Here is a 13,517-nt window from a genome sequence, read left to right on the forward strand (position 1 = left end):
TAAAACTTGTTTTGGGTTGAACCATTTTCATCTGGTTCCCGACAAGAGCTGTATCGCCAGTAAAGCAAATTTTCCGCCAAGGCTGTGCATTTTCTCGCCAGAAGGCGATTCCGGTTAAAACCGTTCGTATCTTCTGACGGTCATTCCGCCTTGTACTATTCAATACCCTGCTGGATTTATAATAAACCTAATTTTTAAAATATTCTTATTAATTTTTAAACTTTTTTACTTTTAGCTGTTTGAGCTCTATACTTAGAATTAGTTCGACATCCGTAATATAAAGGAGAGAAAGTTCATTGGTTAAAAGCTTACCGTTGCGTTCAGAAGTATCAATAGAAGAAACATGGAATCTCGACAGCTTGATGGAAAGCCCGCAAGCTTTCAATGCGGCGTTGGAAGAGCTGGATCAGAAAACCGCTGCATTTGCAGAGCAATTTCAAAGGAACATCACCGATGCCCCGTCCGCACTCGAAGCGCTTAGCGCTTATCTGGCCCTTGCTGAAAAGCTAGTCGCTCCAAGCACTTATGCCAGCTTATCGTACAGCACCGACCAAACCGACCCAAAAGCACAAATGCGTGCTGGGAAATACAGCGCGTTCGCCGCAAAAATCAGCAGCCGCCTCGCTTTTGTGACAAGTGAACTTCTGGCATTGCCGGAAGAAACGCTGAAACAAGCGATGGACGAGTCCTCTGAATTTGAAGGATACTTAAAGAAGCTGCTGAAGAAAAAACCGTATCAATTGCACCCTGCTGCCGAAAAAAGCTTGGCTGCTTATTCTTCCGTTTTCCAGGCTCCTTACGGACTTTACAATACGACGAAAATGGTCGATATGAACTTCCCTGATTTTGAGGTCGGGGGAAAATCCCATCCACTCAGCTACGTATCGTTTGAAGGCGACTGGGAAGCGGAAACCGACACCGATTTGCGCCGCGCCGCATTCAAGGCTTTTTCCGAAAAATTGCGCGACTACCAGCACACTACGGCCAAAACATACGACATGCAATTGCAAACCGAGAAAACGACAGCGGATTTGCGCGGCTACGGAGACATTTTCGATTATCTGCTGTTCAACCAGGAAGTCGACCGCAGCCTTTACGACCGCCAAATCGATTTGATCAAAACCGAACTCGCTCCGCATATGCGTAAATATGCACGCTTGTTGCAAAAAGCGCACGGATTGGACAAAATGACTTTTGCCGACCTGAAGATCTCCCTGGATCCGACATACGATCCGGAAGTTACCGTGGAAGAATCCAAACAATATATCAACGAGGCACTCGGCATTATGGGCCCGGATTATTTAGATATGGTGGAACGTTCATACAAAGAACGCTGGATCGATTTTGCACAGAACAAAGGCAAGTCGACGGGCGCCTTTTGCGCGAGTCCATATGGCGACCATCCGTATATCCTCATTTCCTGGACCGGCCGCATGAACGAAGTGTTCGTCCTGGCGCATGAACTTGGCCATGCCGGACATTTCTATCACGCGAACCGCGAACAGAATTTGTTCAATGCCCGACCTTCGCTTTATTTCATCGAAGCACCATCGACGATGAACGAAATGCTCGTGGCGAACCATTTGCTGAAAAGCTCGGAAGACCCGAAATTCAAACGCTGGGTCATTTCTTCGATCGTCGCGAGAACATATTACCATAATTTCGTCACCCATTTGCTCGAAGCGGCCTATCAGCGCGAAGTGTACAAGAAAGTGGACGCCGGGGAAAACGTCAATGCCGGCACGCTCAATGCACTGAAACGCGGCGTACTCGAAGAGTTCTGGGGAGACGATGTGGAAATTACCGAAGGCGCGGAATTGACGTGGATGCGCCAGCCGCATTACTATATGGGGCTTTACCCGTATACGTACAGTGCAGGCTTGACCATTTCCACTCAAGTGTCCAAACGCATCTTGGCAGAAGGCCAGCCGGCAGTCGATGAATGGATCCAAGTCTTAAATGCAGGCGGTACGAAAACGCCCGTTGAATTGTCCAAAATGGCCGGCGTCGACATTACGACCGAACAGCCGCTCCGCGATACGATCGCCTATATCGGCGAATTGATCGATGAACTCGAGCGCTTGACCGAAGAAATCGAAAATCAGGAATAAACAAAAACAGGCGGTAAAAGGAACACTCCTTTTACCGCCTGTTTTAAGTTGAACGCGTAAAGTGGATTAGCATTTGTTCGATAAAGATCGCGATTACCGTACCTGAGATCAATCCATTGGACAGAATCGCCGCGACCGCTGATGGCAGTTCAGCCATGCTGTCGGATGGGATGAACATCAAACCGACGCCCGTCATCAAACCGAATGCCGCAACTTTATACGAACGTCTGCGGTTTTCTTCCGTTTCCAGTTCGTTGAAGGCCATTTCCACCATTTTGGAGAAAATCGCAAAAATGACGGCGTATGCGACCGGCGCCGGCAATGCAGCGAGCACCGCCATCAGCTGAGGAAACAAGCTGACGAACGCGACGATGATACCCCCGACGATAAACGGCCGCAGACCCGTCGTCCGTGTCGCGCTGACAAATCCAGCAGCGCCGGAAATCGGTACAGGGCCAACAGAAGAAAACAATCCTGCAAGCAGATGGTTAAATCCTGAAGCCACCGACGCCTGCTTCATCCGGTCTTCTGTCTGGATTGAAAATGCGTTTTTCAACAAGCTTTCCATGACCCGCACGGAAGCCATCATATTGGCGATCAGCAGCACAGTCAAAAATAGCGCCGTAACAAGCATCCCCCCATCAAAGATGAGCGGACCGAAGACGAGCATCTCCGGGAACGCCAGCCATGCCCCTTCAGTTTTCGGGATGCTTGGCGCTTTGCCGATGAGCCAAAACAGCAGCCAGCCAAAAGCGATGGACAGCAGCACTGAATAACGGCTGACGAACGGCGAGCGGTGTACCATGAAATAAAAAGTCATCAGGATGACAGCGATCGCTGCCAACAGCACAGGCCCATCGAGTAGGTCCCCTTCAGACACGATGCCGAACAAGCCTTTCATGATCGATTCACTGATCTGCAAAACGAGCAGCAGCAAATAGACAAAAGTGACGGTCGGCGTGAAAAATCGTTTGAGTTTGTCGACAAGGCCCGTCACCGCGAAAAGGATAAATAAAATGCCGCTGTAGAACAAACCGCTTTGCAACACTTGCAAAGATTCTGCAGCAGTCGAATACAAAACGCCGACAAGTCCGGCGTAAACGATGAAAATCCCCCACCAAAGACCAGCCGGGCCTTCATTGATCGGCAAGCGATGGCCGATCAATGCCTGAATCAGGCAGGCGATTCCGAGGACGAAAATCGTACGCTGCAAAAACAGCGCTGTATCGGCTGTATCCATGCCGAAAATATTTGCGATGGCAACGGGGGCAGCAATCGAGGAAGCAATCAAAAAAATCGCCCACTGTACGCCGCCTGCTAAACTTTTAGTCATAAGTGCATCCCTTTTCATTTAAATTATTTCCCCATTATACATGAACCAGCACTAGAAAAAGCCCTGAAGCATCAGGGCTTTTTCGTTGGCGTGCCGTTTGGTTCAATCGGCTCTTCTGGTGTATTCGGTTTTTGCGTCGGTGCTTGCTGGTCGGACTTTTTCCGTGTCTCACCGCGGTCATAGACCATCGGGTAGCCTTGGTCATTCAAGCTGTCCACTTGCTTGCGGGAAGCTTTCATCAACAGCCAAACAATGAGGATCGACAAGATAAAAATGATGATAATCGAGATGATTCCCGGAATGTATTCGGATTTATCGTCAGGAAAATAGAGAAATTCCATAAAATTTTTACCACCTTTAAACTTCAAGTTTCCATAGTATTATACATGAAACTCATCAGCAGTTACGGTCTTTCTGGTGAACATTTCATGGCAATCGGATGGCATTCGACGCTGCTTCTTTGAGGATTTCATACGAGCGTTTGCGCTTGTCCTGATCGTATATATACGATACGGCCATCAATTCATCGATTTGCAAACGGCCTGCAAAGCGGCTGATTTCCTCGCTCAATTGTTCCATATCGCCTTTGAACGTATAGCGAGCCATCGAGTTGACCATCGCTTCTTCCGCATGGCTCCAGCGGCCATCCATCGTATCCACAGGCGGCATCAAAGGGTTTTTCGTACCACGGACGACATTCAAATAAAACTGCTCGCCGGACGTCGCAAGCTGTTCCGCTTCTTCCGCACTCTCTGCCGCGACGACATTGACGCAGGCGATAATATACGGCTCCGCCCATTTTTCCGAAGGTTCAAAACGGCTCCGGTAAATGGCAAGCGCCGATTCGAGCTGCTGCGGAGCGAAGTGGGCGGCAAAAGCATAAGGCAAGCCTAGCTTCGCCGCGAGCACCGCACTTGACGTACTCGAACCGAGAATAAACAGCGGCACTTCCGTTCCGACACCCGGATGCGCTTTGACTGCGTGCTGTTCTTCAATCGGGCCTAAATAGCGCTGCAGTTCTTCGATGTCTTCCGGAAACTGGAACGCGGTTTCCTGAGTCGTCCGGCGCAGCGCACGGGCTGTTTGCATATCGGTCCCTGGCGCACGGCCAAGTCCGAGGTTCACCCGTCCCGGATGCATCGTCTCAAGCGTTCCGAATTGTTCGGCCACCACGAGCGGCGTATGGTTCGGCAGCATGATGCCGCCGGAGCCGACTTCGATCGTATCCGTCGCTTCGAGTACTTTTGAGATGAGGATGGACGTCGCAGAACTCGCGAGCGTCGGCGTGTTGTGATGCTCAGACAGCCAGAACCGTTTATAGCCGAGCTGTTCAGCATGCTGTGCAAGCTGCTTCATATCTTCAAATGCCTGATGTACTGTATGGCCTTGGCGTACCGGAACGAGGTCCAGCACAGAAACCGTTAGCCCTTGTGCTTGTTGTGTCATGTGTCAACTTCCTTTCATCCGATCGGATGCTTTAAGGATAAGAGGGAATTCCTTCAAATTCAAACTATCTGCATTCCTTACAATTTGTAGACTTTGCCGATTTCAGCAAACGCTACGTCACCGCTGTAATTTTTCTGCGCTTGTGCCAGAATCTCGGACAATTCGCCGTATTGGGGCAGATGGGTCAATACAAGCTGTTTCGCTGAAGCTTGCGTGGCAAGTTGGCCTGCCTGGCTGCCACTCATATGCCCTTGAATGATGCCGAGATATTTCTCGTATAGATTAGACTCCGAAACGAGTAGATCCGCACCTTCGGAAAAGGCGACCAGTTCTTCTTTCCACGCGGTATCCGCCGTAAAGACCGCTGTGCTCTTGCCATCTGTAAATCTCATCGCCAGGCAATAAGCCGGATGATCCGTCTCGCAAAATGTCACTTCGAACGGGCCAAGTTGGAGCGTATCATCAACCTGAATCGCCCTGCCTTCGGTCACCCCTTTATAGGAAAGCGCCGCAAATCCTTGTGCGTCTTTATCGTGCGCATAGATCGGCAGCGGCACCTCCCATTCCTTCAATTGCATCCCGACCATAGCTGCATGCTGCAAAACGCCGATATCGGCCACGTGATCGGGATGGTAATGACTGATGATGACCGCATCGATGTCTTTCAATTCGGTGTAATTCTGCACTGCAGCGACTACCCCGCTGCCGCAGTCGAGCAAGCAGCGGAAATCGTCCTGTTCGATCAAATACGCGCAAGTCGCTTCATTTTTGTTCGGGTAGCCGCCCCAAATGCCGATTGGCGTAATGTTCACATTAATCCACTCCTCTAGTTTTTCCTCAGTATATCATTTCAGTCCACAGCTGCTTGTTTAAGAGTTTCTGTACGTGGTATATATGAAGGGAAAAGAAAATATTGGAGGGATTCGTTTTGGTAATTAAACTATCAGTTGAAAACGCAGTGCAAGCAAAAGCAGAAATTGAAAAGCTTGAAACGCAAGGATTTACACATGACGATATCTACATTTTCGCTCATGACCCAAAACGCACGAAAGACATCACGAAAGCACTCGACACAGAAGCTGTCGGCATGAAAGAGCAAGGATTCTTGAACAGCATGAAAAACATGACTTCTTCCCGCGGCGATGAATTGCGCGCTAAACTTGAAGCTGCCGGATTGACGAAACAAGAAGCAGACGAATACGAAGAAGTGCTCGACACAGGCAAATTGGTCATCGTTGCCAACAAAGACCACTCTTAATGAATAAAAAAACTCTGCGGATAACATTCCGCAGAGTTTTTTTATGGGTATTTTTCCTCCGAGCTTACGATGAATCGTTATACTAGAAACACTATTATGAATAACCATACTTTTAGCCACCCTAGTAAAATACTCTTTTTTCGGAATCCGTTTGTGAAAACGGTTCATTTTTGCTATATTTGAAAAAGGTTAATTTTCAAACTTGTAAACTAGCACGCTAAACGAGGGGGAGCAAGATGTTTAAAAGTATCAAAATGGGAAGCGCCTTCATAGGGATCATTGTCGGTGCCGGTTTCGCTTCCGGGCAGGAAATTCTGCAGTATTTCACTAGTTTCGGTTATATGGGAACTGTGGCAGCCGTCATCGCCACTGCGCTTTTTGCATATCTCGGCATGAGCTTGACGCGCCTAGGCAGCCGCATGCGCACCACTTCCCATAAGGAAGCGATTTTTGGCATCAGCGGCCGTTTGATCGGGACGATTGTCGATTACATCATCATTTTAACTTTGTTCGGTGTAGGGGTCGTCATGATTGCCGGCGCCGGTTCGATCTTCTCCCAACAATTCGGGTTGTCTGCTGCTCTCGGCAGCACGGTCATGGTTGTCTTGATTACCCTGACAATCATGCTGAACGTCAAAAAAGTCATCAACATCATCGGCAGCATCACACCATTTTTGGTTCTCGCAGTTGTCGGCCTTGCTGCTTATAGTTTAGTGACGATGGACGGCTCGTTTACAGCGCTTGAATCCGTCGCCAACGAACAATCTTCAGCTGTACAAAACTGGTGGCTCTCGGCCATCAACTATGTATCGTTCAACATCGCGGTCGGCGCTTCGATGGCCATCGTCATGGGCGGTACAGAAAAAGATGAAAAAATCGCAGCACGCGGCGGCTTTTTCGGCGGTCTCGGCCTCGGGGTTTTAATCATCTTGAGCCACTTGGCGATTTTTTCGAAAGTCGATGTGGTCGGCTCTGCAGAAATGCCGATGCTCCAAATCGCCAATGACCTATCGCCTGCACTCGGTATTTTCATGTCGGTCATTTTGTTCGGCATGATCTACAACACCGGCGTCAGCATGCTGTTCTCCTTCTCCGCACGTTTCGTGCCGATGGGGACACCGAAATTCCGCATTTTCGTCATTGTTGTCGGTGTTGTCGCTTATGTATTAAGCTTCGTCGGCTTCACGAAACTCGTCAGCCTGTTCTACCCGATCGTCGGCTATTTAGGCCTCTTCCTCGTCGGAGCATTGATCTATGCCGATATTAAGAGACCAAAAAGACAAGCAACACGCGCAGAGAAAATCAGACACCAAAGCACTTAACCGTGCTTCGGTGTTTTTTTAATGGTACCGTTATTGTATCGATTTTCGGAAAGGGGCCGGAAGATGAATTCATTCGCCAAAACCTATGAGCAAAAACAATTGCTCAGCCAAATCCATCGGCTGGGTCCAGATTTTTCAGCCCGGGAAGCTTAGCTCGGTGCTGATGGCGCTTTTCCCTTCGCCAACTTCGATGCACTGAAAGACATCCATTACCCACTCATCACCTTGCCGAAAAAATTCGGTGGCCAAGGCTTCAGCCTCTACAGCTATGTCCTCGCCCAGGAAGCGATCGCGCAAAGCTCCCTCGAGACGGCGCTTTCGATTGGATGGCACGCCGGCATCCTGTTGGAATACACAGAGAGCGGCCACTGGAAAAAGGAAGCGGCCGACTGGCTATTACCCGAACTGGTAAACGGGGCACTCGTCAATACAGCGGCAACCCAAAAAATGCCGGCAGTCCGCTATGCCGAGAACACGCGCCGCTTTTAACGGAAACGAACTGGTGGTAAACGGCGAAAAAACCTATGTGTCGGCGGCTCCGGCACTCGATTATTTTTTCGTTACAGCAACCGACGACGAGGATCAGGTCATCATTCCAGCGAAAGCGGACGGCGTCACCATTGAAGAAACATGGGATATGCTGGCGATGAAAGGAACAGCGAGCCAGACGCTGCGGCTGACCAACGTCAGGATTCCCATTACCAGCACTCCCGCAATCCAACAGATCATCGGCGTCATGGAACTGGAACTGACGACCGCCAGGCAGCTGCTCTATGGCACGGCCGAACGCTACGAGCAGGCGGAAGATAAATTCGCTATGCAGGAAGCTCTCGATGTCATGAAGATCGTCGGTTCCCGCGCATTGTCCGAGTCCAATCCGATGCACCGCTATTATTTGAATGTCCGCGCCGGACTTTACAACCCGCCGATGGGCGATATGGTCAAAGCCAGACTTGCCTCGCGCGCCATCGCCAACTTTTCACTAAAAGAAACGGAGGAATAGAGTATGAGCGAAACCATCCAACTGAACGGACATGCAATCGAAACGGTCAAACTCGATGTCCACACACTACAAGACGGCCGAAGACATGTCGTCTGTGATTTTAAAGTAACGAGTGATGCGTATCATGATATTGCCGTCTTGCTGTATGAAATGAACTTCCATGTCCGCATTCCACATGGAAACCTGGCGTTTGACGCCTCTATTTCCAATTACTTCACCGATACGACAAACCTCTACAAAGGCAATGAAGTGGCCGATTACCACGTGGAACTTACCGAGATCCCCTTGCAACCCAAAAGCTGAACACTATTAAAAAGCGTGTGGAGAAAAATCTCCACACGCTTTTATTTCAGCGCCGCTTGAACCGGCTTTCTGATTTTTCATTCCGCAGCCGCTCCATCAGCCCTTCGGCTTTTTCAGCGTGCACCTTGCTTTCATGCACATCTGCTTCGACATCCACGACACGCCCTTGCTCTACGGTCAGTCTGAACCACATGCCACGTTTACTGCCTTCCGGCAAATAGCGGAGCGGCACATGAAATTCGCGGCCGGCTTCTTCTGCGATGATAACGGCCACACCGCCGTCTTCAAAACGATCCAATACACCTTTCATCTGCTCACTCCCCCACACAAGCTAGTCCTTGTTCTTTTAACCCGTCCAATTTTCCTTGGCCGATGCCACTGACGCGCGTCAAATCATCGAGCGTTTCAAATGGCCGCTCTTTGATGATTACTTCCGCCAACGCCTCGCCGATGCCCGTCAGTTCGGCAAGTTCTGCAGAAGACGCTTTGTTGATATCGATGCAGCGGTTGCTGCCTTCTTTGGCGACGCCTTCCCTTGTTGTTTCAACAGTGTATTCTTGGCCGTCGGTTTCGACGATGATGGTGCCATTAACATCGGTGCCATAAACTGCCGCTCCTGCATTTTCAGCGGCTGCCAGCACTTCGGCATACGGATGGCCATAAGCGTTTCCTTCTCCGGCGCTGTAAATCGCCACGTCAGACTGGACGGCCTGCAAAAACGCTTGGCCTGTAGACGTATTCGATCCATGATGCCCCATCAATAAAACATCCGCTTCAAGCTCCAATCCGCTATCGATCATTTCCTGCTCTGCCTGAATATCGGCATCACCTGTAAAGATAAACGCCGTTTCTCCGTAGCTGATGCGGAACGACAAAGAATCCCTATTCGAATCGCCGCTCAACTGCTCGGGATGAAGCACTTCGATTTCCAGCGCTTCGACATCATAGACGTCCCCGCGGCGAGGTTCCACGTACGAAATTCCTGCTTCATCGATCGCTTCCAAAGTGCGGATGAATGTATTGGATGAACTGCTGTTGCCTGACATCCACACTTCCCCCACTTCATAGGTTTCGATGACGCGTGCCAGCTGTCCGATATGGTCGGCATCCGGATGGGTCCCGACAGCAATATCGATGTTCTCCACTTCCAGCCCATCCAAATACGCGAGTGCATCAGCCGTATTCCAATTGCCCGCATCAATGAGCATTGAATAGCCGTCCCATTCCAAATATGCTGCAGAGCCTTGGCCGACATCGATGTAATGGACGGTGAGCCCTCCCACTTCTTCCTCTTGCGTTGTTGTCGTCGTTGTTTCCGGCTGTGCTATTTCGGGCTGCGCCGCCCCTGTCGCTGGCCGTTCTGCGTTTTCACCTAGCGGCATACAGCCGGCCAGGAACATCACGAGCCAGGCAGTAAGCCACATTATCTTTTTCATGATTTCCACCTCTTACCGGAATTTTACCATAGGGAGTGAAAGACGCGATAATTCCACATAAAAAGCACGGGTTGCCCCGCGCTTTATGTCGACATATAGTCGCCGCCATTCATATGCAAAAACTGTCCGGTCATATAGGAATTTTGCGGATCCGCTAAGAACACGTAGGCTTTCACAAGTTCATACGGCTGTCCTGGCCGTCCAGCAGGCACATCTTCGCCGAAATCGTCCCCAACGTTCGGGTTCAGACCCCCGAAGGTTTTCGGAATGAGCGGTGTCCAGATCGGGCCGGGTGCGATGCCGTTTACAGCGATCTCTTCCCGCACGAGACGGCGGGCTAGCGAACGGGTCATGGCGACCATCGCCCCATTCGCCCCCGAGTAGTCGATCAGATCTGAATGTCCGCGGTAGGCATTGATCGATGCCGTATTGATGATGCGTGAACCTTTTTTCAAATGCGGCAAAGCCGCACGCACTAAATAAAACATCGCAAATGCCTTAATTTCAAAAGTTTTGAGCAATTGCTCGTCACTAATATCAAGCGGCGAGGTTTGTGGATATTGATAGCCCGCATTATTGACAACGATATCCAATGCGCCGAACTCATCAAGCGTAAATCGCACGAGCTCATCGCAGTTTTCCGATTTGCCGAGATCTCCGCTAAGAGCGCGCCCTTCTCCCCCGTATTCACGGATCAGGCGCAGCGTTTTCCCAGCTCCTTCATCATCACCTAAATAGCCGATGACGACACGGGCGCCTTCTTTTGCATAAGCGACGGCGACGGCTTGGCCTATGCCGCTGCTCGCTCCTGTGACGATTGCTACTTTCCCTTCCAATGCGCCGCTCGCTTTATATTCGGGCAAATCGGTGTTATCAAAGTTTTCTTGAGCCATCTCTTTTCCTCCTGCCGATTTTAGTTGGTCGGAACTTTCGATAATCCCCAAACCTCTTCGGAATACTGCCGGATTGTCCGGTCGCTTGAAAACACACCGGAAGCGGCGATATTTTTCACACACATGCCGGCCCATTCCACCGGACGGCTATAGGCATCCATCACGCGGTCGTGCGTCCGCGCATAATCCGCCAAATCTTTCAAAACGAAATACGGATCTCTCTCCCCGGTCAATTGCCGGAGGATAAAGTCGGAATTATACGGACCATCCGACCACTCCCCGCGCGCGAGTTCTTCTAGCGCTTCCCGGATGCACGGGTCGTGTTCAATAATATCCATCGGATTATATGTCCCATCGTGTTCAAAGCGCATGATTTCGTCAGAACTCATGCCGAAAACGAAGGCGTTTTCCTCGCCGACCGCATCGAAAATCTCTACATTTGCCCCGTCATAGGTGCCGAGCGTCAGTGCACCGTTCATCATGAATTTCATATTGCCCGTCCCGGACGCTTCTTTTGAAGCTGTGGAAATCTGTTCGCTGATGTCCGCCGAAGGGATCATGAATTCTGCATGGCCGACGTTATAGTTTTCGACGAAAACAATATGCAAATGGCGTCTTGCGACCGGGTCATTATTGACGCGCGCAGCGACCGTATTGATCAATTTAATCACTTGTTTCGCAAAATGATAGCTCGGTGCCGCTTTTCCGCCGAACAGGAAGGTCCGAGGGTAAGGCCGGTAGTTCGCATCGCTTTTTATGCGTTTGTATAATTGCTGGACGTGCAGGATGTTCATCAATTGGCGCTTATAGCCGTGAATTCGCTTGATATGGATATCAAAAATCGAATCGGGGTCAACGATGACATTGTGCTCTCGTTCGAGGTGGTGGATCAACTGGTCTTTTTTCAAACGCTTGATTGCCTGGAACGCTTCTAGAAACGGCCGGCTGTCCGACAAGTAAGCGAGGTCTTTCAATTGTTCGGGTTCGCGGATCCATTCATTACCGATATTCTCGGTAATGAGCGACGACAATTCCGGATTTGCCCCGAGCAGCCAACGCCGATGCGTAATGCCATTTGTTTTGTTATGGAATTTTCCAGGGAAATACTCATTCAGTTCTTTCATTTCGCGCTTTTTCAGAATCTCCGTATGCAATTTTGCTACGCCGTTTACTTTATAGCTGCCCACTACCGCTAGCACGGCCATCTTCACGACGCCACCATCAATAATCGACAGTTTGTGTGCGGTATGCTCATCGAGATTTTTCGGTGCCCACTCTGCCTTGAAGCGCCGGTCAATTTCCTCGATAATCAGGTAAACGCGCGGCAGCAATTGGCTTAAAAGATGGCTCTCCCATTTTTCCATCGCTTCTTCCAAGATGGTATGGTTCGTGTAGGAAATGGTCCGTGTCGTCAAATCCCATGCCTTGTCCCAGTCGAGCCCATAATCATCCATCAGCGCCCGCATCAGTTCCGGCACCGATAGTGCAGGGTGGGTGTCGTTGATTTGAATCGCCACTTTCTCCGGCAACTCCTCAATATCAAAATTGCGCGTCGCAAGAATCGTCCGAATCGAAGCGCTGCATAGGAAATACTGCTGTTTCAAACGCAGTAATTTCCCGGAATCGAGCGCATCGTCAGGGTAAAGACGATCGGAAATTTTGGCAGTTTCAAGTTCATGCACTAAATAGCCAAGGCCATACGGCAGCGCCCGTTCTGATGTTTCCGCTTGCCAAAGGCGCAGCGTATTGATGGTGCCCCCCTGTGCGCCGACAATCGGCATATCGTATGGCACCGCTTTAACCCATACGGCATTTTCATGGACTGTCCGCACACCTTCCGGTTCAACGTTCATACTCACTTCCCCATAAAATGGGATATCGAGCGCGAGGTCTTCACGCCTCACTTCAATCCCTTGCCCTTCTTTGATCCAGTCAGTCGGCAATTCTACTTGGAAACCTTTGATAAAGTGCTGCGTGAAAAGGCCGCCATGGTAACGGATGCCACAGCCATGTCCCGGCAAACCGATCGACGCCAAGGAATCCAGGAAACATGCCGCTAGCCTGCCAAGGCCGCCGTTTCCAAGACCCGGTTCCTGTTCCAGCTCTTCAAGTTCAGACAGTTTAAAGCCGAGTTCTCCAAGCGCTTCTTCTACCATTTCATAAAAGCCGAGGTTGAGCAGATTTTGGCCGAGTAAACGGCCGAGCAAAAACTCAATCGATAAATAATACAATTGCTTATCGCCACTTTGCTGATGGGCGGCTTGCTGAATTTCCCAATCATGCATCACTTGCTCGCGAAGAATATTACCAACTATTTTATAGGCTGTGCTCTCTGTTTTATCCCCATCTTCCATCGCCAGTTGATTGTTGAATTCTTCCTTGAATTGTTCCTTGGAGGAAAACATTTCCAAC

Annotated in this window: 14 protein-coding genes; 6 read left to right on the plus strand and 8 right to left on the minus strand. The window is 50.0% G+C overall.

What is annotated here, in order from left to right; all coding sequences use genetic code 11:
- The first annotated feature begins 296 nt into the window (after positions 1-296).
- A complete protein-coding gene (pepF, locus tag J7E21_RS01265) occupies positions 297-2,111 on the plus strand; it encodes an oligoendopeptidase F (RefSeq protein ID WP_215104005.1) in 1,815 nt (604 codons plus the stop codon).
- Positions 2,112-2,154: 43 nt separating this feature from the next.
- On the opposite strand, the gene J7E21_RS01270 is transcribed toward pepF, so the two are convergent.
- From J7E21_RS01270 to J7E21_RS01285, 4 genes are all read right to left on the minus strand, one after another.
- Positions 2,155-3,444 (minus strand): purine/pyrimidine permease, encoded by a 1,290-nt coding sequence (locus J7E21_RS01270; protein WP_215104007.1) that lies wholly within the window; start codon positions 3,442-3,444, stop codon positions 2,155-2,157.
- A gap of 71 nt (positions 3,445-3,515) precedes the next feature.
- Positions 3,516-3,785, minus strand: a complete 270-nt coding sequence (locus J7E21_RS01275) for a hypothetical protein (protein ID WP_215104204.1) — start codon at positions 3,783-3,785, stop codon at positions 3,516-3,518.
- An 85-nt stretch (positions 3,786-3,870) separates the two neighbouring features.
- A complete protein-coding gene (locus tag J7E21_RS01280) occupies positions 3,871-4,890 on the minus strand; it encodes an LLM class flavin-dependent oxidoreductase (protein ID WP_215104009.1) in 1,020 nt (339 codons plus the stop codon).
- Between the two features lie 77 nt (positions 4,891-4,967).
- Positions 4,968-5,702 (minus strand): MBL fold metallo-hydrolase, encoded by a 735-nt coding sequence (locus J7E21_RS01285; protein ID WP_215104010.1) that lies wholly within the window; start codon positions 5,700-5,702, stop codon positions 4,968-4,970.
- A gap of 116 nt (positions 5,703-5,818) precedes the next feature.
- On the opposite strand from J7E21_RS01285, the gene J7E21_RS01290 reads away from it, so the two are divergent.
- The 5 genes from J7E21_RS01290 (at position 5,819) to J7E21_RS01305 (ending at position 8,776) form a co-directional block, all read left to right on the plus strand.
- Positions 5,819-6,148, plus strand: coding sequence for a YflT domain-containing protein (locus tag J7E21_RS01290; RefSeq protein WP_215104012.1), 330 nt, complete (start codon positions 5,819-5,821; stop codon positions 6,146-6,148).
- Positions 6,149-6,384: 236 nt separating this feature from the next.
- Positions 6,385-7,470 (plus strand): YkvI family membrane protein, encoded by a 1,086-nt coding sequence (locus J7E21_RS01295; protein ID WP_215104014.1) that lies wholly within the window; start codon positions 6,385-6,387, stop codon positions 7,468-7,470.
- A 219-nt stretch (positions 7,471-7,689) separates the two neighbouring features.
- Positions 7,690-7,959 (plus strand): acyl-CoA dehydrogenase family protein, encoded by a 270-nt coding sequence (locus tag J7E21_RS16160; RefSeq protein ID WP_353047706.1) that lies wholly within the window; start codon positions 7,690-7,692, stop codon positions 7,957-7,959.
- Complete coding sequence (locus J7E21_RS16165; protein WP_251047743.1) at positions 7,934-8,473, plus strand: acyl-CoA dehydrogenase family protein; 540 nt, start codon at positions 7,934-7,936, stop codon at positions 8,471-8,473. Before J7E21_RS16160 ends, J7E21_RS16165 begins: the two co-directional genes overlap by 26 nt.
- A gap of 3 nt (positions 8,474-8,476) precedes the next feature.
- Positions 8,477-8,776 (plus strand): DUF3219 family protein, encoded by a 300-nt coding sequence (locus J7E21_RS01305; RefSeq protein ID WP_215104016.1) that lies wholly within the window; start codon positions 8,477-8,479, stop codon positions 8,774-8,776.
- 46 nt (positions 8,777-8,822) lie between these two features.
- Here the strand turns inward: J7E21_RS01305 and J7E21_RS01310 are convergent, their stop codons facing one another.
- The 4 genes from J7E21_RS01310 to J7E21_RS01325 form a co-directional block, all read right to left on the minus strand.
- Positions 8,823-9,086, minus strand: a complete 264-nt coding sequence (locus J7E21_RS01310; RefSeq protein ID WP_215104018.1) for a DUF3006 domain-containing protein — start codon at positions 9,084-9,086, stop codon at positions 8,823-8,825.
- Between the two features lie 4 nt (positions 9,087-9,090).
- Positions 9,091-10,212: an MBL fold metallo-hydrolase gene (locus J7E21_RS01315; RefSeq protein WP_215104020.1), complete on the minus strand. Its 1,122-nt coding sequence runs from the start codon at positions 10,210-10,212 to the stop codon at positions 9,091-9,093.
- A gap of 83 nt (positions 10,213-10,295) precedes the next feature.
- Positions 10,296-11,105, minus strand: a complete 810-nt coding sequence (locus tag J7E21_RS01320; protein WP_215104022.1) for an SDR family oxidoreductase — start codon at positions 11,103-11,105, stop codon at positions 10,296-10,298.
- Positions 11,106-11,125: 20 nt separating this feature from the next.
- A complete protein-coding gene (locus J7E21_RS01325) occupies positions 11,126-13,510 on the minus strand; it encodes a glycogen/starch/alpha-glucan phosphorylase (protein WP_215104024.1) in 2,385 nt (794 codons plus the stop codon).
- Positions 13,511-13,517: the final 7 nt, after the last annotated feature.

Source organism: Planococcus sp. ISL-109, from assembly GCF_018613655.1.
Classification (GTDB): domain Bacteria; phylum Bacillota; class Bacilli; order Bacillales_A; family Planococcaceae; genus Planococcus.